The sequence below is a fragment of the Enterococcus camelliae genome, assembly GCF_042685105.1.
In the GTDB taxonomy this organism is placed as follows: domain Bacteria; phylum Bacillota; class Bacilli; order Lactobacillales; family Enterococcaceae; genus Enterococcus_G; species Enterococcus_G camelliae.
Genome location: NZ_JBHUMO010000003.1, coordinates 1 through 20571, shown reverse-complemented (window position 1 = coordinate 20571; position 20571 = coordinate 1). Strand labels below are relative to the sequence as shown.

At 42.2% G+C, this 20571-nt stretch carries 21 protein-coding genes, 1 pseudogene and 1 other annotated feature (1 of these 23 only partly in view); of the genes and pseudogenes, 19 read left to right on the top strand and 3 right to left on the bottom strand.

Annotation, left to right across the window (positions count from 1 at the left end):
- Nucleotides 1–29 (bottom strand) — a binding site (T-box leader) (it extends 230 nt beyond the left edge of the window).
- A 405-nt stretch (nt 30–434) separates the two neighbouring features.
- A pseudogene (locus ACFSR0_RS00805) lies at nt 435–956 on the top strand (GNAT family N-acetyltransferase); the annotation flags it as partial.
- Nucleotides 957–1433 carry a GNAT family N-acetyltransferase gene (locus ACFSR0_RS00800; protein ID WP_379978949.1) on the top strand — a complete coding sequence of 159 codons (477 nt, stop codon included), beginning with the start codon at nt 957–959 and terminating at the stop codon, nt 1431–1433.
- 73 nt (nt 1434–1506) lie between these two features.
- Here the strand turns inward: ACFSR0_RS00800 and ACFSR0_RS00795 are convergent, their stop codons facing one another.
- Nucleotides 1507–2277: a PHP domain-containing protein gene (locus tag ACFSR0_RS00795; RefSeq protein ID WP_379978933.1), complete on the bottom strand. Its 771-nt coding sequence runs from the start codon at nt 2275–2277 to the stop codon at nt 1507–1509.
- Nucleotides 2278–2701: 424 nt separating this feature from the next.
- Here ACFSR0_RS00795 and ACFSR0_RS00790 point away from each other — a divergent pair, with 424 nt between their 5' ends.
- From ACFSR0_RS00790 to ACFSR0_RS00710, 17 genes are all read left to right on the top strand, one after another.
- Nucleotides 2702–3763: a pyridoxal phosphate-dependent aminotransferase gene (locus tag ACFSR0_RS00790; protein WP_379978931.1), complete on the top strand. Its 1062-nt coding sequence runs from the start codon at nt 2702–2704 to the stop codon at nt 3761–3763.
- On the top strand, nt 3760–4926 hold the full coding sequence (locus tag ACFSR0_RS00785) for an ATP phosphoribosyltransferase regulatory subunit (RefSeq protein WP_379978929.1): 1167 nt from the start codon (nt 3760–3762) through the stop codon (nt 4924–4926). Before ACFSR0_RS00790 ends, ACFSR0_RS00785 begins: the two co-directional genes overlap by 4 nt.
- Nucleotides 4919–5581 (top strand): ATP phosphoribosyltransferase, encoded by a 663-nt coding sequence (hisG, locus tag ACFSR0_RS00780; RefSeq protein ID WP_251855315.1) that lies wholly within the window; start codon nt 4919–4921, stop codon nt 5579–5581. The genes ACFSR0_RS00785 and hisG overlap by 8 nt, the downstream gene beginning before the upstream one ends.
- Nucleotides 5562–6866, top strand: coding sequence for a histidinol dehydrogenase (gene hisD / locus ACFSR0_RS00775; RefSeq protein WP_379978927.1), 1305 nt, complete (start codon nt 5562–5564; stop codon nt 6864–6866). The genes hisG and hisD overlap by 20 nt, the downstream gene beginning before the upstream one ends.
- Complete coding sequence (gene hisB, locus ACFSR0_RS00770; RefSeq protein ID WP_379978925.1) at nt 6847–7431, top strand: imidazoleglycerol-phosphate dehydratase HisB; 585 nt, start codon at nt 6847–6849, stop codon at nt 7429–7431. The genes hisD and hisB overlap by 20 nt, the downstream gene beginning before the upstream one ends.
- Entirely contained in the window at nt 7431–8054 is a 624-nt protein-coding gene (gene hisH / locus ACFSR0_RS00765) for an imidazole glycerol phosphate synthase subunit HisH (protein ID WP_251855312.1), read from the top strand. Before hisB ends, hisH begins: the two co-directional genes overlap by 1 nt.
- Complete coding sequence (hisA, locus tag ACFSR0_RS00760) at nt 8032–8757, top strand: 1-(5-phosphoribosyl)-5-[(5-phosphoribosylamino)methylideneamino]imidazole-4-carboxamide isomerase (RefSeq protein ID WP_379978922.1); 726 nt, start codon at nt 8032–8034, stop codon at nt 8755–8757. The genes hisH and hisA overlap by 23 nt, the downstream gene beginning before the upstream one ends.
- 18 nt (nt 8758–8775) lie before the next feature.
- Nucleotides 8776–9531: an imidazole glycerol phosphate synthase subunit HisF gene (hisF, locus tag ACFSR0_RS00755; protein ID WP_251851106.1), complete on the top strand. Its 756-nt coding sequence runs from the start codon at nt 8776–8778 to the stop codon at nt 9529–9531.
- A gap of 11 nt (nt 9532–9542) precedes the next feature.
- Nucleotides 9543–9893, top strand: a complete 351-nt coding sequence (hisI, locus tag ACFSR0_RS00750) for a phosphoribosyl-AMP cyclohydrolase (RefSeq protein WP_379978920.1) — start codon at nt 9543–9545, stop codon at nt 9891–9893.
- Complete coding sequence (hisE, locus tag ACFSR0_RS00745; RefSeq protein ID WP_379978918.1) at nt 9880–10197, top strand: phosphoribosyl-ATP diphosphatase; 318 nt, start codon at nt 9880–9882, stop codon at nt 10195–10197. Before hisI ends, hisE begins: the two co-directional genes overlap by 14 nt.
- Nucleotides 10198–10239: 42 nt before the next feature.
- On the top strand, nt 10240–11106 hold the full coding sequence (gene dat / locus ACFSR0_RS00740; protein WP_379978916.1) for a D-amino-acid transaminase: 867 nt from the start codon (nt 10240–10242) through the stop codon (nt 11104–11106).
- Between the two features lie 449 nt (nt 11107–11555).
- Entirely contained in the window at nt 11556–13247 is a 1692-nt protein-coding gene (gene ilvD, locus ACFSR0_RS00735) for a dihydroxy-acid dehydratase (protein ID WP_379978914.1), read from the top strand.
- Between the two features lie 12 nt (nt 13248–13259).
- On the top strand, nt 13260–14954 hold the full coding sequence (ilvB, locus tag ACFSR0_RS00730) for a biosynthetic-type acetolactate synthase large subunit (RefSeq protein WP_379978912.1): 1695 nt from the start codon (nt 13260–13262) through the stop codon (nt 14952–14954).
- A gap of 1 nt (nt 14955) precedes the next feature.
- A complete protein-coding gene (gene ilvN / locus ACFSR0_RS00725) occupies nt 14956–15435 on the top strand; it encodes an acetolactate synthase small subunit (RefSeq protein WP_379978910.1) in 480 nt (159 codons plus the stop codon).
- Nucleotides 15436–15484: 49 nt separating this feature from the next.
- On the top strand, nt 15485–16480 hold the full coding sequence (gene ilvC / locus ACFSR0_RS00720) for a ketol-acid reductoisomerase (protein WP_379978908.1): 996 nt from the start codon (nt 15485–15487) through the stop codon (nt 16478–16480).
- Nucleotides 16481–16502: 22 nt separating this feature from the next.
- Nucleotides 16503–17789 (top strand): threonine ammonia-lyase IlvA, encoded by a 1287-nt coding sequence (gene ilvA, locus ACFSR0_RS00715; protein WP_379978906.1) that lies wholly within the window; start codon nt 16503–16505, stop codon nt 17787–17789.
- Between the two features lie 111 nt (nt 17790–17900).
- Nucleotides 17901–18731: an alpha/beta hydrolase gene (locus ACFSR0_RS00710; RefSeq protein WP_379978904.1), complete on the top strand. Its 831-nt coding sequence runs from the start codon at nt 17901–17903 to the stop codon at nt 18729–18731.
- Nucleotides 18732–18979: 248 nt separating this feature from the next.
- Here the strand turns inward: ACFSR0_RS00710 and ACFSR0_RS00705 are convergent, their stop codons facing one another.
- Both ACFSR0_RS00705 and ACFSR0_RS00700 read right to left on the bottom strand, forming a co-directional pair.
- Nucleotides 18980–19732, bottom strand: coding sequence for an esterase family protein (locus tag ACFSR0_RS00705; protein ID WP_379978902.1), 753 nt, complete (start codon nt 19730–19732; stop codon nt 18980–18982).
- Between the two features lie 55 nt (nt 19733–19787).
- The gene (locus ACFSR0_RS00700) at nt 19788–20471 is read right to left on the bottom strand and encodes an ATP-grasp domain-containing protein (protein WP_379978900.1); all 684 of its coding nucleotides are present in this window, start codon (nt 20469–20471) and stop codon (nt 19788–19790) included.
- Nucleotides 20472–20571 lie beyond the last annotated feature (100 nt).

Sequence of the window (20571 nt, the reverse complement as noted above, 5' to 3'; positions counted from 1 at the left end):
TATGTTACTTCTCTTTTGTTCGCTTTTTTTAAATTAAATTATGGTTAGAATCATATGCTGAATTCTCCTTTTTGTCAAATGTTTTTTTCTGGATTATTCATTCATACTAGGATTTACGATAAAAAAACGGTAAACTAAGGGCAAGAAAAGTGAACGTGACGAGCATACTTGTCGACCAAAATTGCGTTTTTCTGCTGGTTTTTACATAGGGAAAAGGACTCAACATCGAGGCGTCTCGTTGCGGTATTTTTTTGAAAAAGATGTTCGGCTGACAAGAAAGTGCGAATGGCTTGCATGCCAGTTTTCCATTGGTTAATTGACGCGTAACGCAATAAGTGAAATGCTAAGGTACGAAGGAAGTAGCGACGCTGTTGAATGGTCAGTTAGTAGCAGCTTTATCATACAGTGCACGAGTAGGAAAGGAACAACGACAAATGAAGGTACGGTTAAAGAGTATTCAACAAGCTGACTTGGCGGAGCTTTGGGCGATTAGTCAAGGACCAACCGCTGATTTGGAATGGAAGAAATGGGATGGGCCTTATTTTAAAGATCCAATTCTGTCCTGGGAAACTTTTGCAACTGGTTGGGGGAAAGACAGTGTAGACAATCCACTACGCAAAGCGATTGTGGTGGATGACAAACTGGTTGGGATTGTGACGGCTTATTGGGAAGATGGTCAGCTACGCCGTTGGTTGGATATGGGCATTGTGATTTACGATCATTCCTATTGGGGATATGGTGTGGGAACCCAAGCCTTAGAACAATGGCTAACGGAATTATTTGGCCGTTTCTTGCATCTGCAAACGATTGGTTTTACGACTTGGTCTGGAAATATCGGTATGCAAAAACTGGGAGAAAAAGTAGGTATGAGCCTAGAAGCACGAGTTCGCAAGGTTCGTTTCTGGCAAAATCAATTTTTTGATTCGCTTAAATATGGGATTTTAAGAGAAGAATGGGTGGCACGAAGCGAAGAAAAACAAAGCGTCTATCGGAACACAGTCCATTCGGTAGCCGTGGGAAATGCCCCTTATTTAAAAGCTGCCAGTCACTATCTTCGTTATGCCATTTTTGTGCTTGGAAAGGGAATCAATCAATCGGTAGAATTCGATGATCAAGATGGTCCAAACACGATTTATAGTGTGTTGTTTCAAGGGGAAAAGCCAATCGCTACTGCTCGGTTGTTGGTGATCAATTCACAAACGGTTCGGATTAGTCGAGTAGCAACTACTAAGGCCTTTCGCGGACGGGGATTTGGTCGCACGGTCGTTCAATCATTAGAAAATTATGCAAGTGAGGCAGGGGCTCAAACGGTTGAACTTCACGCGGAAATCACAGCCGCAGCATTTTATGAAACCTTTGGGTATCAACGAGAAGGACAAGTCTATCAAGAAGATGGCATCGCTTGTGTCACATTGAAAAAAACATTGCATTAGTCGATTTCAAACAAAAAAATGCACGCCAATGATTGGCCACGTTTGGGCAAACAAAGGCGTACATTTTTTATTGTTAAAATTTTACCATGGTTGGTTTGCCATTTTGATACGTGACTAATTCCGTGATGCCCTTTTGATGAAGCAAGTCAAAAAGGTCATCGAAATGGAGTCGAAAATGTGCGAGTTTATGTCCGTCTGATCCAATGGTAAATAAGGTACCACCGAGCGCTTGATAAAGATCAATTGCATAGTCATACAGGGCAAGATTGTTGTAGAGATAGGCACTTTTGGCATTCACCTCAAAAGCGAGATCATGAGCGATGACGGCTTGGAAAAGTCGTGTAAGGTGGGGTTCAAACGTTTGTAAGTCTGACACAGATAAGTTGAATAAGCGAAAGCCATAATCAAAGTGCGCAAAAACATTTGCAGGAATGGTTGCGACTGCTTCTTCCAGTTGTGAAAGATAGGCTGGGATGATTTCTTGCGGATTCATGTCTGCTACGAAATCGTCCAAATAGTCAAATTGTCCGTTATGATGGACGCTTAGCAATTTGATATCATAGGTTTTGTCTGCTAAATAAGCAAGTATTCGTTCTTTTTCAGAAGCAATATACCCAATCTCGATGCCCTTGAGGATCCGATTGCCATAGGTTTTCTTTAATTCATCAATCGTTTGGGAATAAGCCTGATAGTCGGGTGCATCATCTTGGTGGGTCACAGGATTGGCAAGGTCAAAATGTTCTGTTGTAACCACCATGCCGTCAAAGGCCTCAAGGTAGGGAACAAAGTCTGCTTCGGAATCGTAAGAAAAATGCGTGTGTAAATGTTGGTCGTAATAGTTCATCGCGGTACCTTCCTTTTCATGCTATTCTCATTAATTATGTCATAAATTATAGCTTATTTTAAGAAAATTGCATCTTTTGCTTGCAAATCAAGGGTAATAATCTTATTATATTGGATAAATATAAGAAAACGATGAGAGAAAAAAACGTCTTTGGTAGTTTCAGAAAGCTCTTGGTCGATGAGAAAGAGTACGAGAAAGATGACTACACATTCTTGAGTGTTCTTCTGAAAAGGTGACTTAGTAGGAATGACCGGTAGTGCCGTTATCACTAGAGTTTGTTGCCTTTTATCAGCGCAAACTTTCTGAGGCTTCTTTCGTGAGGAATGAGCAAACAGAGGTGGAACCACGATTTTCGTCCTCTAGCATATGTGCTAGGGGCTTTTTTTTATTTAACAGATTTTTCGACAAAAAGGAGGAACAATCCATGAAAGGTTTACGAAAAATTCAACCCTATGTTCCTGGAGAACAACCAGCGTTAACAGGTATTATCAAATTAAATACCAATGAAAATGCCTATCCACCTTCACCGCTTGTAACAAAAGCGTGGCAAACCTTTGATGTGGCAAACTTGCGTTATTATTCTTCTTTGGCCAATCAATCTTTGGTGGACGCCTTGGCGCAAAAGCATCATATTCCTAGCCAGTGGGTGACCACAAGTAATGGTAGTGATGATATTTTGGCATTGGCATTTCAAAGTTTTTTCCAAAGTGAACAACCAATTTTCTTTCCTGATTTGACCTATGGGTTTTATCCTGTCTGGTGTGAGTTATTCCATATTCCTTATCAAGAAGTACCGCTAGAAAAAGATTTTTCATTTGCTTTAGCTGCTTTGCCAAACCAACTAGGTGGAGTTGTATTAGCCAATCCCAATGCACCAACAGGGAAGGGCAAAACAGTAACAGAAATCGAAGCACTGCTCCAACGCTACCCTGATAGAGTCATCATTGTCGATGAAGCTTACCAATCTTTTGGTGGAGAAAGTGTGATTCCGTTGGTCGCAAAGTATGAGAATCTATATGTGACACGTACTTTCTCCAAAGATGCATCATTGGCTGGTTTACGTGTCGGTTATGGTATCGGTAGTGAACGTTTAACAGGTGTCATCCAAGCGGTGAAAAATTCTTACAATCCGTATGCGGTTGATATGATTGCTGAACGTTTGGCGACTGCGGCAACGCAAGATACTGAATACTATCAACGAATCAATCAAAAAATTTGTGCCACTCGGGAGCAATTCTGTCAGGCACTTGCACAACTGGGCTTTACGACCATTCCGAGCCAAACGAACTTTGTTTTAACAACGCATCCTTTGATTTCTGCGAAAACTTTTTTTGACAAGCTAAAGGAAGCTCGTATCTTTGTGCGTTACTTTCCAGATAAGCAACGAATTGCGAACTATTTGCGGATTACCATTGGCACAGATGAAGAGATGGTGCAAGTGGCAACAGTCCTAAAGAACATCATAGAAGAGGAACAAAACGTATGAGAAAAAAACAGTTACCAGCCGGTACACATGACAAACTGTTCCGTCGAGCGGCCGGGGTCTACCAATTAGAAGTTCAAGTCAATCAGCTGTTATCCAAGCGGGGATTTCAAAGAATAGAAACACCGACCATTGAATTTGCTGAAGTCTTTGAAGATGAGCGCAACCAAGATGATTTGTATCGCTTTTTTGACAATCAAGGGCGCATGTTGACTTTACGGCCTGATATGACGTTACCAGTCGGGCGAGTCGTCGCTTCGACAAAAGTGGAGTTGCCATTGAAGCTTTCATATAGTGGCAAAGTTTTTCGTTACCATGATGAAATGAAGGGATTGCAGAATGAATTTACGCAAGCTGGGGTAGAAATCATCGGTTTTCCTTCAATAAAGGCTGAATTTGAGGCAATCTTGACTGCCGAATTCGTGCTACGCTCGTTAAATGTTCCTAATTTTTCCATTGAGATTGGCCATGCTGGGATTTTTGAAAAGATTGTGCAGGAGCTTGCTTTTTCAACGAAAGAAGCCGAGGCGTTGAAAATTCATTTTTTGAACAAAAGCATTAGTGATTGTTACCAAGTGGCAACTGCCCACCCAAGCCCCGTCTCAGCGTTCCTGATTGCTTTGCCCAAACTATTCGGTGAAGTGGGGCCAACTTTGGCCAAAGCCAAGGATTTGTTGCCCAAGCAGCATCCAATTTTGACTGATTTAGCTGAAATTGAAGCTTTGGTTGCGTTGTTTCCTGAGGCAATTCAAAAGAAATTGCGTGTCGATTTGGGCATGGTAGGGGTCATGGATTACTATACGGGCATTCTATTTTCTAGTTTTAGTGAAGGCATTCCAGAAAATTTTTTAAGTGGTGGGCGTTATGATTACTTGTTCCAGCGTTTCGATATGGAGCAGACGAATTCGGTGGGTTGGGCGATGAATTTGGAGGCTGTGTTTGACGCATTGTATCGTCATCATGAAAAACCACAAGGACAAAAAATCTTGGTTCATTTTGATGCTTCCGTTGCTGAGCAAGCTGCGGCACTTGTTGAACCAGGAGTAGAGCTCTCTTTATTTGATACGGCAGAAGAGACACGCTCCTTTGCCAAACGATGGGGGTATCAGGAAGTTTGGTTTTTAACGGATCAGCAATTTGTGAAAGAAGGGATCAACCATGACTAAGCCGATGACCATTGCGCTGACAAAAGGACGATTGGAAAAAGATACCGTCAAATTATTTGAACAAGCTGGATTCGATATGGACTTTATGAAAGACAAAAAGCGCAAACTTATTTTTGAAAGTCCAGATGGGCACTTTCGCTTTCTCTTGGTGAAAGCAGTGGATGTAACGACCTATGTGCGGCACGGTGTTGCTGATTTAGGAGTAGTGGGGAAAGATGTCTTATTGGAGCACCCTTATGGCTATTATGAAATGCTGGATTTAAATATTGGCGTTTGCAAATTTTCGGTGGCCTCGACTCCAGATTATGATCCGAAAAATCATCGGCGGAAGCGAATTGCTTCTAAATATCCGATTGTCGCGAGTACGCATTTTAATCAAAAAAACGAGGATGTTGAGATCATCAAAATTGAAGGATCGGTTGAAATATCTCCTATTCTCCATTTAGCGGATGCGATTGTGGATATTGTTGAAACAGGCAATACACTAAAAGAAAACGGGTTGACGATTGTGGAAGACATTTGCCGCATTTCTGCTCGTCTAATTGTCAATAAGGCCGCTTTAAAAAGTAATCCGCAAATCATGCTATTGATGAATCAACTTGAGAAGTTGGTCGGAAAGGAACAGGTGAACATGAATGAAACGATTAACCGGTAGTGTCCAACAGATCGCCCAAGAATTACGAAGAGAACAGTTGCTCCGTTTTGAGCAAGCCAATGATGTGGAAAAACAAGTCCAAGCGATTCTCGAAAAAGTACGGCAAGAAGGCGATGAAGCTCTGATTGCCTATACCAATGAGTTTGATGGGGTCACTTTGACGCAGCTTCAGGTAGCAGAAGAAACCATCGCAGAAGCATTTGATCGGATTGAACCTGCAGTCTTGCAAGCGTTGGAAGCGGCCAAACAAAACATTTTGTCTTATCATGTGCATCAGGTCGAAGAAGGATTTGCTGACTTTCCAAGTGAGGGGGTTATTCGAGGGCAGCGGGTGTTGCCTTTGGAGCGAGTAGCCATTTATGTCCCTGGAGGAACAGCTGCTTATCCTTCGAGTGTCCTGATGAATGCCTTACCTGCAAAACTAGCCGGGGTGGAAGAGATCATTATGCTAACCCCCCCACCCAAAAACGGTGTGTTTAATGCAGCTATATTGGTAGCAGCAAAACTAGCAGGGGTCGATTGCGTGTATCAAGTGGGAGGCGCACAGAGTATTGCGGCCGCAGCATACGGAACAAAATCCATTCCTCGCGTTGATAAGATTGTGGGTCCGGGGAATCAGTATGTGGCAACGGCAAAAAAACAAGTCTTTGGCCAGGTCGGAATTGATATGATTGCCGGTCCTTCTGAAGTAGGTGTGATTGCGGATGCCACTGCTAATCCAGTATTTGTCGCAGCCGATTTGTTATCTCAAGCAGAACATGACCGTCACGCACGGGCGATTCTAGTCACTACTTCCTCAGAGTTAGCAGATGCAGTTGAAGAAGAAGTCGAACGACAATTAAGAGAATTACCTCGGGAAGCCATTGCGCGGGCTTCGATTGAAGCAAATGGTCGGATTATTTTGGCCGCATCCTTTGATGAAATGTTTGACTTGATGAATGAAGTGGCACCTGAACATCTAGAAATTGAAGTGGCAGATGCGCTTCACTATTTAGGCAAAGTGAAACATGCGGGCTCGGTGTTTTTAGGTCGTTACACCAGTGAACCAATTGGGGACTATTTTGCAGGAACCAACCATGTGTTACCAACCAGTGGGACGGCTCGTTTTTCCTCTCCTTTGGGCGTGTATGATTTTGTGAAACGAATGCAATACACCTCGTATAGTCAAGCAGCAACCTTGGCTGCGGCACCACATATTAAAGCTCTGGCGTATAAAGAAGCCTTGCAAGGACATGCCAAAGCCATTGAAAAACGGGAGGAAGAGTATGAGAACAGCAAAAATTGAACGAACAACTTCTGAAACAACGATTCAATTAGCCATCAATCTTGATGCACAAGAACCAGTAGAAATTTCGACTGGCGTTGGTTTTTTTGATCACATGCTTACGTTATTTGCTCGGCATGGGCGACTATCTTTGATTGTAAACGCAAAAGGAGATTTGGATGTCGACAGTCATCATACGGTAGAAGATGTCGGGATTGCATTGGGGTTGGCCATTCGTGAGGCGCTGGGTGAAAAGGCAGGCATCAATCGGTACGGGACTTCCTTTGTGCCGATGGATGAGACATTGGGGATGGCGAGTCTCGATTTATCGGGGCGCAGTTATTTGGTATTTGACGCCACCTTCGACAACCCTAAATTAGGTCTGTTTGATACCGAGCTAGCAGAAGAATTTTTTCAAGCTTTGGCGTTTAACGTTCAGATGAATTTGCACTTGAAAATTATTCATGGAAAAAATACGCACCATAAAATCGAAAGCTTGTTCAAAGCAACAGGACGAGCGTTTCGCGAAGCAATTACGTTGAACCCAGAAATCAAGGGAGTGAATTCCACCAAAGGGGTGTTGTGATGATTATCGTCATTGATTATGATGCAGGAAATACGCGTAATGTCTTACGAGCGTTACAGGCGATTGGGATGGACGCGAAGCTTTCGAGTGATTTGGCAGAAATTCAACAGGCAGATGGGTTAATCCTGCCAGGAGTGGGGGCATTTCCACTAGCAATGGCCGAGTTGCAACAGCGCGGATTGATTACGGAACTAAAAAAACAAGTGAACCAGGGGAAACCGTTGTTGGGTGTGTGTCTGGGCATGCAATTGCTTTTAGAAGGAAGTGAGGAGCATACGTATACACAAGGATTAGGCCTTATTCCTGGCGTTTGTCGACCAATTCCAGCCCAACCTGGTAGTCCAGTACCTCATATGGGTTGGAATCAACTAGATATAGTAGCGGAGGATGCGTTGACCAAAGGCGTTCAGGATGAGTATGTTTATTTTGTTCATAGTTATTATACCGATGTGCCCAAAGACTATTTACGAGCAACTTGTGAGTATTCCATGACAATTCCAGCCATGATTTCAACAAAAAATGTTTTTGGGGCCCAATTTCACCCTGAAAAATCAGGAGAAGCAGGGAAAAAGATTTTATTAAATTTTAAGGAGTATGTTGATGCAACTATTACCAGCAATTGATTTAAAAGCAGGCAAGGCTGTTCGTCTTTATCAAGGCGATTTTGCAAAAGCATCCGTTGTTCATGAAGACCCCATTGCACAGGCGGAAATCTTTGGACAAGCAAAGTTGAGCTATCTGCATGTGGTTGATTTGGATGGCGCACTTGAAGGCAAAGCGGTGAATGCAGATTTAATTGCCCAAATCAAAGTCCATGCGAAGATGCGTGTGGAAGTGGGGGGCGGCATTCGAACGCTTGCACAGATTCAATCGTATTTAGCCGCTGGAATTGATCGTGTCATTATCGGGTCAATGGCTGTGAAATCACCTACATTTGTGAAGGAAGCATTGGCGGCATTTGGGCCGGAAAAGATTGTTATCGGGATTGATGCCAAAAATGGTCTCGTTGCCACAGAAGGATGGCTGGAGGTCAGTCAAGTCTCGTATCTGACATTAGCAGAAAAAATGGTTGCGATGGGTGTGCAGACCATTATCTATACCGATGTTGCCAAAGATGGTACCTTAACAGGGCCCAATTTTGAGCATTACCGACGATTGGTCGAAACGGTTCCCAATTGTAAAATTATTGCATCGGGTGGTGTGCATGCAGTGTCTGACCTTGTCGAATTACAAAAAATTGGTGTGGCAGGGACCATCATTGGCAAGGCGTTTTATGAGGGAAAGATATCGTTAGAGGAAATGCAAGCAGTTGAACAAAAAAATTAGTCTGAGGGGGTGCATGCGATGTTGGCCAAACGAATGATTCCTTGTTTGGATGTAACCGATGGACGTGTGGTGAAAGGCATTAACTTCGTGGATTTAACGGATGTCGGTGATCCAGTAGAAATTGCGAAAGCCTATTATGAACAAGGGTGCGATGAATTGGTGTTTTTGGATATTACCGCGACGCACGAAAAAAGAGAGACAATGGTGGAAGTTGTTCGACAAACAGCCAATCAAGTGTTTATCCCGTTCACAGTTGGTGGGGGGATTCGCACGATTGAGGACATGAATCGTATGTTAAAAGCAGGTGCAGATAAAGTTGCAATTAATTCAGCGGCTGTTCATGACCCGGACTTGATTCGTCAAGGAGCGGAAAAATTTGGTAATCAATGCATTGTTGTGGCGATTGATGCCAAGCGTGTCGGTCATTCATGGCATGTATTTGTGACCGGTGGACGCGAAGATACGGGCATAGATGCAATTGAATGGGCCAAAAAAGTGGTTTCTTTGGGTGCAGGTGAACTACTTGTGACTTCAATGGACAAAGATGGAACCAAATCTGGTTATGATTGTGCCTTATACCAAGCCATTGGGGAGGTTGTCTCAGTACCGATGATTGCATCTGGTGGCGCAGGGAAAGAACAAGACCTTGTCGATGTTTTTCAGCAAACACCTGTGACAGCTGCCTTGGCTGCAAGTATCTTTCATTATGGAGAATTAAGTATCGCAGAAACCAAACAAACATTAGCTGATGCAGGAATCCCTGTTCGCTTATAAAGAGGTGACCTATGAAGTTAGATGAATTAGCATTTTCAAAACAACAAGGCTTGCTACCTGTGATTGTCACTGACGTGGAGACCAAGGAAGTCTTGATGTTGGCCTATATGAACGAAGAGAGCCTCAAAAAGACACTAGCGTCAGGACAAATGTGGTATTGGTCGCGTAGTCGTCAAGAACTCTGGCACAAAGGAGCAACAAGCGGACATTTTCAATACTTACAGGAAATGAAAGTAGACTGTGATGCGGATACGTTGTTAGCAGTGGTGAAACAAATCGGTGCTGCGTGTCATACCGGTGAACATAGCTGTTTTTATCGTACATTGGTGGATGAAAGGGGAAACAACCATGACAATACCTGAAGAAGTATACCAAGAAATTTTGGATCGTAAAAACAATCCGAAAGAAGGGTCATATACCTCCTATCTTTTTGAAAAAGGGTTAGACAAAATCCTAAAAAAAGTCGGTGAAGAAGCGACGGAAGTAGTGATTGCGGCAAAAAATGATCAAACCGAATTAATTAGTGAGACCAGTGATTTGCTCTATCATTTGTTCGTGCTATTGGTCGAAAAAGGAGTGACCTTGGACGAAATCAATCAAGAAATGGCTGCCCGGATTGGGAAAAAAAGTCGCATTCATGACCGTAAGACCATTGAAGACTATTAAAATCGAGCGCATAATGAAACAGATAGAGAAAGGGTGACTGTGATGAAGGTTTTACTGAACGGACAGATTATTGATCGATCTGATGCAAAAGTGGATATTGAAGATCGGGGCTATCAATTTGGCGATGGCATTTATGAAGCACTGCGAGTGTACCAAGGCAAACTTTTTACGTTCCAAGAACATATGGATCGGCTCTACCGAAGTGCCAAAAAAATTGATTTATTGATTCCTTATCCTCAGGAAATGTTTCATGAGTGGTTCACTGAGCTGATTGCTGCCAATCATTTGGACACCGGAATGATTTATTTCCAAGTTTCTCGAGGCGTACAGGCGCCACGGAACCATGTCTATCTTGAAAATATAACCCCAACAATTATGGCAACAACGATGGTCGCCCCCCGTCAACTAGCTGAGCATCGCAAAGGCATTAAGACCATTACGGTTCCCGATACACGCTGGCTGCATTGTGATATTAAGAGTCTGAATTTATTAGGAAATTTGATGGCAACCAATCAAGCCGCGAAAGCTGGAGCTAAAGAGGCCATTTTTTATCGATTACCAGAGACGGTTACGGAATGCTCACATTCGAATGTATCAATCATCAAGGACGGTCAATTAATTACACATCCAGCGAATGAGTATATTTTAAATGGCATTACTCGTCAAGTCATCTTAAAGTTAGCAAAGAAACAGGGGATCCCTTTTGAAGAGCGTCCGTTTACACTAGCAGAATTAAAAGCAGCAGATGAAGCCTTTATTTCCAGTGTTTCAGCGGAAATCACCGCCATTGGTCAGATTGACGACGTGACAATTGGCGATGGAACGATTGGCCCTCTTTCCGAACAATTATTGACAGCTTTCTCAGAAGAAATCGAAACGGATTGTAAAATTACCTTAACAACCGATTGAAGAAACGAAAGCATTAAAAAATAATCATTCTCACTAAAAGTGGAGGTGATTATTTTTTTTGAAAATTTGTAGGCAAGTATTTTTTAGTCATTCCAAAGTATATCCGAATAGTATTAGTTATTTTAGAGCAAGATTAAAATATTTTTAAAATAAAATGAAAAAAAGAGTTGACTTTGTTAGGAAGAATCGATAAACTAACAACAACTTACAAATTGACAGATAATTCAAACAGTTAGAAAAAACTAGTTAGGAGCAGGGGCTATGAATAAGTATCCAAAAGTTGAATCAGTCATTATCTTATTAATTAGCACCAGGGCTTAGAATGTTTATCAGATTTTTTCTGAAACAGTTCGAGTCCTATTTCGCTTTTGATGGGATTCTGACTGACAGCATCCCACAAATGTTTGTGGGGTGCTTTTTTTGTTAAGTGAGGAAAGGAAGAGAGAGACATGCGAAGTGACCAAATTAAAAAAGGAATTGAGGCAGCACCTGCCAGAAGTTTACTGTATGCAACCGGCCAAGTGAAGAGTGCCCGCGACATGCAAAAACCATTTATTGCGATTTGTAATTCTTACATTGACATTGTACCAGGACACGTTCATCTACGAGAATTAGCAGATGTCGCGAAGCAAGCCATTCGAGAAGCAGGAGGAATTCCATTTGAGTTCAATACGATTGGTGTCGATGATGGTATTGCGATGGGGCATATCGGAATGCGGTATTCACTACCTAGTCGTGAACTAATTGCTGATTCAGCTGAAACGGTCATCAATGCACACTGGTTTGATGGGGTCTTTTATATTCCAAACTGTGACAAAATCACACCCGGCATGTTACTCGCTGCCATGCGGACCAATGTTCCAGCCATCTTTTGTTCAGGAGGACCGATGAAAGCGGGCGTGGATCCAAGAGGCCATACTGCGACATTATCGACAATGTTTGAAGCAGTAGGGGCGTTTAAAGACGGTCAAATGACCGAAGAAGAATTTAAAGCATTGGAACAAAATGCTTGCCCTACCTGTGGATCATGTGCCGGGATGTTCACCGCAAACTCAATGAACTGCCTAATGGAAATTTTAGGAATGGCCTTACCGGGAAATGGAACAATCTTAGCTGTATCTGACGAACGGAGAGAGCTTGTCCGTCAATCGGCTTTCCACCTAATGGATTTAGTAAAAAAACAGATTAAACCACGTGATATTGTAACCAAAGAAGCAATCGATGATGCATTTGCCCTAGATATGGCGATGGGAGGATCGACAAATACGGTTCTTCATACACTTGCCATCGCCAATGAAGCGGAAATTGATTACCACTTAGAAGAAATTAATGAAATTGCCAAGCGAGTTCCATATTTATCAAAAATTGCTCCGTCTTCTCAATATTCCATGCACGATGTTCATGAAGCGGGAGGCGTTTCCGCGATTATTCACGAATTGGTTTCGATTGACGGATGTATTCATCCTGATCGAATCACGGTTTCAGGAAAAACCATTCGCGAAAATGTGGCAGAAGCACGAATCAAAAATGCTGAAGTGATTCATCCAAAAGAAAATCCCTATAGTCCTGTTGGTGGTTTGTCTATTTTATATGGCAATATTGCTCCTAAAGGCAGTGTGATAAAAGTTGGTGGAGTTGATCCCTCTATCAAAGTATTTAAAGGAAAAGCCATTTGTTTTAGCTCACATGACGAAGCCGTTGCCGCGATTGACAACCATACTGTTCAAAAAGGACATGTTGTCGTCATTCGCTATGAAGGACCAAAAGGTGGACCAGGTATGCCCGAAATGCTTGCACCAACCTCAAGTATCGTTGGGCGTGGTTTAGGGAAAGATGTAGCCTTGATTACGGACGGTCGCTTCTCTGGTGCAACTAGAGGAATAGCTATCGGACACATTTCACCAGAGGCTGCTGCGGGTGGACCAATTGCTGCAATCAAAGATGGGGATGACATTACGATTGATCTGGTTAATCGGACGTTGAATGTAGCCTTGACGGATGAAGAAATCGCAGAACGCATGGATCAAGTACCAAAATTCAAAGCAAAAGTGAAGTCAGGATGGCTGGCACGATACACTGCTCTTGTCACATCAGCACATACTGGGGGCATTATGCAGTTACCTGAGGACTTAATTGATTAAAGGAGGCCAACAATGGATCAGCAAAATCAAACAAAATCCGGTGCAGAGATACTTTTGGATAGCTTAAAAGCAGAAGGAACAGAGTACATTTTTGGCTATCCAGGCGGGGCAGTTTTGCCACTTTACGATGCACTGTATTCTTACAAAGGAATTAAGCATATCCTCACTCGACATGAACAAGGGGCCACACATGCCGCAGAGGGGTATGCCAAAGTTACTGGAAAACCAGGTGTGGTTCTAGTTACCAGTGGTCCCGGAGCAACCAATGCGATTACCGGAATAGCCGATGCAATGAGTGACTCAGTACCAATGGTCGTGATTACCGGTCAAGTTGCAACGCCTGGCATTGGAAAAGATGCCTTTCAAGAAGCGGATATTACCGGGATTACCATGCCAATCACCAAGTACAATTATCAAGTAAGAGCTGTCGAGGATTTGCCACGAATTGTTAAAGAAGCCTTTCACTTAGCGACGACTGGCCGCAAAGGACCAGTAGTGATTGATTTGCCAAAAGATATGACGATTGCCCAAACAACACCAGAAGTGGTCAAGGAAGTATTTTTGCCCAGTTATCAACCAACTATGCAGCCCAATCAGCTACAAGTGAAAAAAGTGATGGAAGCGTTAAAAGTGGCCAAAAAACCACTTGTTCTTGTGGGGGCAGGGGTGCTTCATGCTCAGGCGACTGAAGAATTACAAGCTTTTGTGGAACGGTATCAATTGCCAACATTGGCGACTTTATTGGGCTTGGGGGTTCTGCCCAATGATCATCCGCTCTTTTTAGGAATGGGAGGAATGCACGGTTCATTTGCCGCAAATATGGCATTAACTGATTGTGATTTGTTGCTAAATTTTGGTTCACGTTTTGATGACCGTTTAGCAAGTGCGCCCAAAGAGTTTGCACCGAATGCAACCGTGGTTCATGTGGATATTGATCCAGCTGAAATTGGTAAAGTGATTGCAACCAATATTCCGATTGTGGCAGATGTCAAGGAAACGTTGAATGCTTTATTAGCAACAGCTGTTTCGATAGAGCCGAAAGTGGATTGGTTGAAATTAAATGCGTTACGTAAAGAACGCCATCCCTTTACCTTTGACCGTGAACAAAAAGCTGAAATTAAGCCTCAACGCGTGATTGAAAAAATTGGGGAGTTGACAAAAGGGGAAGCAATTGTGGTGACGGATGTGGGTCAACATCAAATGTGGGCTGCGCAATTCTATCCATTTCACTATGCGAATCAGTTGGTTACGAGTGGTGGCTTAGGCACGATGGGATATGGTATTCCGGCCGCCATTGGTGCAAAAATTGGTCAACCAGACAAAGAAGTCATTCTATTTGTAGGAGATGGTGGTTTTCAAATGACAAACCAAGAACTCGCAATTTTAAACCACTATCAGTTACCAATCAAAGTAGTGTTACTCAACAATCATTCTTTAGGAATGGTTCGTCAGTGGCAAGAGAGCTTTTTTGGTGGACGGAAATCGGAATCAACCTTTGATGAACAACCAGATTTTGTTCAGTTGGCAGAAGCTTATCGAATCAAAGGAAGTCGATTGACCAATCCAGCAACCTTTGAAACAGAGTTAGAAGAAGCACTTGCATATGATGGACCAGCAGTGATTGAAGTGGTCGTGTCATCAACAGAGCATGTTTTACCAATGGTACCTGCTGGAAAAGCCAATCATCAAATGCTGGGGGTGGACTAAAATGAGACGGATTATCACAGCAACAGTCAATAATACGAGTGGTGTACTTAATCGTTTTAGTGGGGTCCTTAGTCGCCGGCAAGTAAATATTGAAAGCATCTCAGTCGGTCATACGGAAAATGATCAGATTTCTCGAATCACTATTGTTATTCAAGTGGATCATTTAGCCGAAGCAGAGCAAGTGCTTAAGCAATTAAATAAATTAATTGACGTCATTAAGGTGTCCGATATCACAGAAGAAAGCCATGTTGAAAGAGAACTGGCGCTTGTCAAAGTGAATGCTCCTGCATCAGTGAGAGCAGAAATTTTTTCCATGATTGAGCCATTCCGAGCCAATGTAATTGATGTAAGTTCAAAAACAATCGTCATTCAGGTAGTCGGGACGAGTGAAAAGATTCAAGCGTTTGTCGAAGTTGTTGCACCTTATGGAATTAAGCAACTGGCGCGGACGGGAGCAACTGGTTTTACAAGAGGTCACTAAGCAGAAATGCTTTTTGAATAGAGAGAGCTAATTTAAGGAGGAAAATACAATGGCAAAAGTTTATTATGATCAATCAGTAACTACCAACAAATTAGAGGGGAAAACCATCGCAATTGTTGGTTATGGTTCCCAAGGACATGCACATGCTCAAAACTTACGAGACAATGGGCATCAAGTGGTCATTGGTATTCGTCCTGGAAAATCAGCTGAAGCTGCCAAAGAGGATGGCTTTGAAGTTTATGAAGTTAGTGAAGCAGCCAAAAAAGCAGATGTTGTTATGATTTTAGCACCTGATGAAATTCAAGGTGACCTTTACGAAAAAGAAATTGCACCGAATTTAGAAGCGGGCAATGCGCTTGTATTCGCTCATGGATTTAATATTCATTTTGGTGTAATTAATCCACCAGCAGATGTGGATGTCTTTTTAGTCGCACCAAAAGGACCAGGACACTTGGTTCGCCGGACATTTGTACAAGGTTTCGCGGTGCCAGCTTTATTTGGTGTTTACCAAGATGCAACTGGCGATGCAACTGAATTGGCACTTGCTTATGCCAAAGGGATTGGCGCAACTCGTGTAGGGGTATTAGAAACGACCTTTAAAGAAGAAACAGAAACCGATCTTTTCGGAGAACAAGCAGTATTATGTGGTGGGTTGACTAGCATGATCGAAGCTGGCTTTGAAACATTGGTAGAAGCTGGCTACCAACCTGAATTAGCTTATTTTGAAGTTTGTCATGAAATGAAATTAATCGTTGACTTGATTTATGAAGGGGGCTTTGCTCAAATGCGCCATTCAATCTCAAATACAGCCGAGTATGGGGACTATGTTTCTGGTCCACGTGTTATCACGGAACAAACCAAAGCCAACATGAAGGCTGTTTTGACAGATATCCAAAATGGAACATTTGCCAAAGGATTTGTTGATGATAACAAAAATGGATTTAAGAATTTTTATGCAATGCGCGAAAAAAATGCCGGTCATCCAATTGAAGCGGTTGGGAATGAATTACGCAAAATGATGCCTTTTGTCAATCAGAAAGATTAGAACTAGGAAGGAGCGAGGGTCTGTGACTACAGCGAACCAAGCTACGGGAGAAGAGGCGTTAGTGACAAGAACAGACATTGAAGAAGCGTATGAAACCATTCATGACTCAGTAACTCACACGCCGTTACAATTCGATCGTTACCTTTCCGAAAAATATGACTGTCAAGTGTATCTAAAGAGAGAAGATTTACAAAAAGTGCGATCATTTAAGCTACGTGGTGCATATTATGCGATTAAAAATCGTCCATTTCGCGAAGTAGCACGGGGCGTAGTCTGTGCAAGTGCAGGCAATCATGCTCAGGGTGTCGCGTATACTTGTCAGGAGATGAAAATACCTGGCATTATCTTCATGCCCACCCCTACGCCAAATCAAAAAATTTCTCAAGTCCAATTTTTTGGGGGCGACCAAATTGAAGTCAAGTTGATTGGTGATACCTTCGACGAAGCGGCAAAGGCGGCTAAAGAATACGCGGAAACCCAACAATTGCCGTTTATTGATCCATTTAATCATCCCGATACGATTGCTGGTCAAGGGACACTTGCTGTTGAAATGCTACAAGATGCTGCCAAGCAACAACTGGAAGTGGATTATGTGATTGCAGCCGTTGGAGGTGGCGGAATGATTAGTGGTATCTCAACCTATGTAAAAGCTACCACTCCAACAATCAAAGTGATTGGTGTTGAACCAACAGGTGCGCAATCCATGAAAAAAGCATTAGAAGAAGGTCATCCTGTGCATTTGCCAACAATCGATAAATTTGTCGATGGCGCCGCCGTTCAAGAAGTTGGTCCACTTACCTTTGCTCACGTCAAAGCCTATGTGGATGAGATGTATGCAGTTGATGAGGGTCAAGTCTGCACGACAATTCTAGAACTCTATAGCAAACAAGCAATTGTCGCTGAACCAGCTGGCGCCTTGAGTGTTGCGGTTTTAGAGCAACTGAAAGAGGAAATCAAAGGAAAAACCGTGGTATGTGTGATCAGTGGTGGGAATAATGATATTAGTCGAATGGAAGAGATTGATGAGCGTTCACTAATCTATCAAGGGTTAAAGCACTATTTCTTAGTGAATTTTCCACAACGTCCAGGAGCTTTGCGAGAGTTTGTAACAGATATTTTGGGACCTGAAGATGACATTACACGTTTTGAATACACCAAAAAAGTGAACCGTGGAACAGGACCGGTTGTCATTGGAATTCAGCTTAAGCACAAAGAGGCCATTCATTCTTTGCTCCAAAATATTGAACGATTTGATCCAAATTTTATTGATTTAAGCGAAAATCAATCGCTATACACCTTATTAGTCTAAAAGAAGCACCTACGAATACTGTTATTCGTAGGTGCTTTATTTTCTAAACCGTGTCACTTTCGGAAAAACCTGTTAAAATGAAGGAAAGTCTGTTGAGGAGGAACTTCGTTGATGACAAGTCACCACAATTATTTACCAGTGAAAACACACTATTTCATTGATGCTCAGGGACAAAAAAAGAGACGAGTGCGCGTCTTGCTTCCAAAAAATTATGAGCAAAATATGGAGAAAAATTACCCAGTGGTCTATATGCAAGATGGTCAAAATGTGTTGTATAGCAAAGAAGCGTATTCAGGTCATTCTTGGAAACTGATTCCATTGCTTAAACACGCAGCAATGTTTCCAGATATGTTGATCGTAGCCATCGATAATGCAGGCGAAGAGCGTTTTAATGAATACACACCCTGGACGCTATCGGAAGAAAATCAAGCATTGCTAGGGTATTCAGGTGGAGAGGGACAAGCGTACAGCGAATGGGTAGTGACCGTCATTAAACCATTTATCGATGAGCATTATCGTACCAAATCTGACCGTAGAAATACGCTTTGTGCAGGAAGTTCTCTAGGGGGATTGATTGTTGCTTATATGGGATCCGCTTATCCAGAGGTATTTGGTGCTCTCGGCATTTTCTCATTGGCGTCATGGATTTCCGAAGAAGAATTTTTGGATTTTGTAGCAAACCATCCACTAAAGGAAGATACCAAAGTTTATATTCAAGTAGGAACAGCTGAGGGCAATGAAGTTGATCAAGCATTGTTAGCGAAAAATAGCGATCAAGCGTATATTGATAGTTCATTATGGTACTACCAAACATTGATTAGACAGGGGCAACCAATGGATTCTCTCTGGTTAAGAATTTTGGCTGATGAACAGCATTTTGAAAAATATTGGGCGGATCACTTTGGGGAATTTTTGGCATTCGGTTTTTCCACGGAGACCTAAGAACATTTTCTGATGAGAAGAGGGTCATCTCTGTGGTTACATAGGGTAAAAGAATAGATTGACTGAGTCAAGAGTCGCTTCGCTTCTTCTCTTTACCCAGCCAACCTATTTTTTTGAATCAGAACCACCAACAATGGAGCGAATGGGTACAGAAAATCTTCATCGAATGAAAAACGTCAAATACTCCCAACTCTAGTATAGAGCTTGGGCTATTTGACGTACAGGTCCTATTTTATTGGATTTAGTGCTTATAAGATTCCTTGATCAGTTAGTGCAGTTAAAAAGTAGGGCAACTGTTTTTGCCACCAAGGCCAATCATGGGCAACATCTGGTCCCCAATAATCAAACCAGCCTGGAATGCCCTTTTGATTGAATACTTGCTCCAATCTTTTGGTATCGGCAATATGGGGACCTTCCCAAGCGCCTTGACCTACTGCAACAACAAAGGTATTTTGGCGGTACTGTTCGAGATACCATGGGTCATCCATTTGCGTGAGATAATCAATTGGCGACTGATAATAGATGGCTAAATTTTCCTCAAACTCCCCTGTAAAAAAGCGCGCATCGTAGACACCGCTCATTGCAATGCTCACATCAAAGACATCTGGATGACGTAAAGCAAAGTTGATTGTATGGAAGGCCCCCATACTACAACCAGTCACACCAATCTTGCCATACCAGTTGCATTCATAAGCAATATAAGGAATCAGTTCATGCAAAATGTAGGCTTCATAACGGCTATGAGCTTCCGCTTTTTCCTGTCCAGATTTCGCCAAATTTAACCAAGATTCATTGTCATAAGAATCTGCAGTATAAAATTGAATCAACCCGCGATCAATAAATGGACGACAAGCATCAATCATACCAAAATCTGCGAATTCATAGGAGCTTCCACCTGATGAAGGAAACACCAAAATTGGTTTGCCAGCGTACCCATATTTTTGAAAAAGCATTTCCTTCTGGAGTGTTTGGCTATAAAAAGAACGTGTATCATTGGTCATAGTGAATTTCCTCCGATTCTCTTAGGACTGTCATAAAATAGTAGCTTGGATGAGGTTAGTCCTCCTTTTCTCGAATGAGTTGAATTGCTGCAAATAGGTCGTCTATCTCTGGATAACGAATTAAGTACCCTTCGTCGCCTAAAATCGCTGAAAAAATACCTGGAATCGTTTGAATTGCGATTAGCGCTGAGCCTAGTTCTTCACGAAGTTCTTCCGCTGAACGTGTATAGTGATGTTTATCGTATTTGCGTGAAACATAGCCGCAATTGTAGAGACGGCGAATGGGGGCCTGAAAATGATCTGCTGTCACAATCGAGGCATATTCTCTGAAAATATCAAAATCATTGACATAATTAAACATATCAATTGTCGGTCCTCCAGGTGGCCGCATATTGACTTCCAACGGCATAAGTGCGCCGTCTGGATAAGTACGAAAAAATTCAAAGTGAAAGAATCGTTCTGGGATGCCAAATGCATCAACCATCTTTGTCCCCATTTCAATTAAATCGTTGGGAATTAGTCGTGGCAAGAAGAAATACATGTCTTCATCCTGTTCAACCGTTTCTAAAACCGCCGCGTTATAAGTCAATGAAGAATAAAAAACAATCTTGCCTTCTCGGTTAGTAAGACCATCAAAGGTAACCATTTCACCCGGAATAAATTCTTCCATAATATAGGTAGACTCTTGTGCGTGTTGGTCTAAAAAATGCTGTAATTCTTCTTTTGTGCCCAATTTCACTGGTGTTGCATAAAAAATATTTGAATTTTCAGTTAATTTATTTTTTCTAAAATTTGTAAAAAAGAAACTGTGCTAACGCAGCAGATGACTTTTTCCAGAA

What these genes read in the sequence shown, in the direction of transcription:
- ACFSR0_RS00795 (WP_379978933.1), bottom strand. Translation starts at nt 2,277, where the DNA reads ATGAACTATTACGACCAACATTTACACACGCATTTTTCTTACGATTCC.
- ACFSR0_RS00790 (WP_379978931.1), top strand. Translation starts at nt 2,702, where the DNA reads ATGAAAGGTTTACGAAAAATTCAACCCTATGTTCCTGGAGAACAACCA.
- ACFSR0_RS00785 (WP_379978929.1), top strand. Translation starts at nt 3,760, where the DNA reads ATGAGAAAAAAACAGTTACCAGCCGGTACACATGACAAACTGTTCCGT.
- hisG (WP_251855315.1), top strand. Translation starts at nt 4,919, where the DNA reads ATGACTAAGCCGATGACCATTGCGCTGACAAAAGGACGATTGGAAAAA.
- hisD (WP_379978927.1), top strand. Translation starts at nt 5,562, where the DNA reads ATGAAACGATTAACCGGTAGTGTCCAACAGATCGCCCAAGAATTACGA.
- hisB (WP_379978925.1), top strand. Translation starts at nt 6,847, where the DNA reads ATGAGAACAGCAAAAATTGAACGAACAACTTCTGAAACAACGATTCAA.
- hisH (WP_251855312.1), top strand. Translation starts at nt 7,431, where the DNA reads ATGATTATCGTCATTGATTATGATGCAGGAAATACGCGTAATGTCTTA.
- hisA (WP_379978922.1), top strand. Translation starts at nt 8,032, where the DNA reads ATGCAACTATTACCAGCAATTGATTTAAAAGCAGGCAAGGCTGTTCGT.
- hisF (WP_251851106.1), top strand. Translation starts at nt 8,776, where the DNA reads ATGTTGGCCAAACGAATGATTCCTTGTTTGGATGTAACCGATGGACGT.
- hisI (WP_379978920.1), top strand. Translation starts at nt 9,543, where the DNA reads ATGAAGTTAGATGAATTAGCATTTTCAAAACAACAAGGCTTGCTACCT.
- hisE (WP_379978918.1), top strand. Translation starts at nt 9,880, where the DNA reads ATGACAATACCTGAAGAAGTATACCAAGAAATTTTGGATCGTAAAAAC.
- dat (WP_379978916.1), top strand. Translation starts at nt 10,240, where the DNA reads ATGAAGGTTTTACTGAACGGACAGATTATTGATCGATCTGATGCAAAA.
- ilvD (WP_379978914.1), top strand. Translation starts at nt 11,556, where the DNA reads ATGCGAAGTGACCAAATTAAAAAAGGAATTGAGGCAGCACCTGCCAGA.
- ilvB (WP_379978912.1), top strand. Translation starts at nt 13,260, where the DNA reads ATGGATCAGCAAAATCAAACAAAATCCGGTGCAGAGATACTTTTGGAT.
- ilvN (WP_379978910.1), top strand. Translation starts at nt 14,956, where the DNA reads ATGAGACGGATTATCACAGCAACAGTCAATAATACGAGTGGTGTACTT.
- ilvC (WP_379978908.1), top strand. Translation starts at nt 15,485, where the DNA reads ATGGCAAAAGTTTATTATGATCAATCAGTAACTACCAACAAATTAGAG.
- ACFSR0_RS00710 (WP_379978904.1), top strand. Translation starts at nt 17,901, where the DNA reads ATGACAAGTCACCACAATTATTTACCAGTGAAAACACACTATTTCATT.
- ACFSR0_RS00705 (WP_379978902.1), bottom strand. Translation starts at nt 19,732, where the DNA reads ATGACCAATGATACACGTTCTTTTTATAGCCAAACACTCCAGAAGGAA.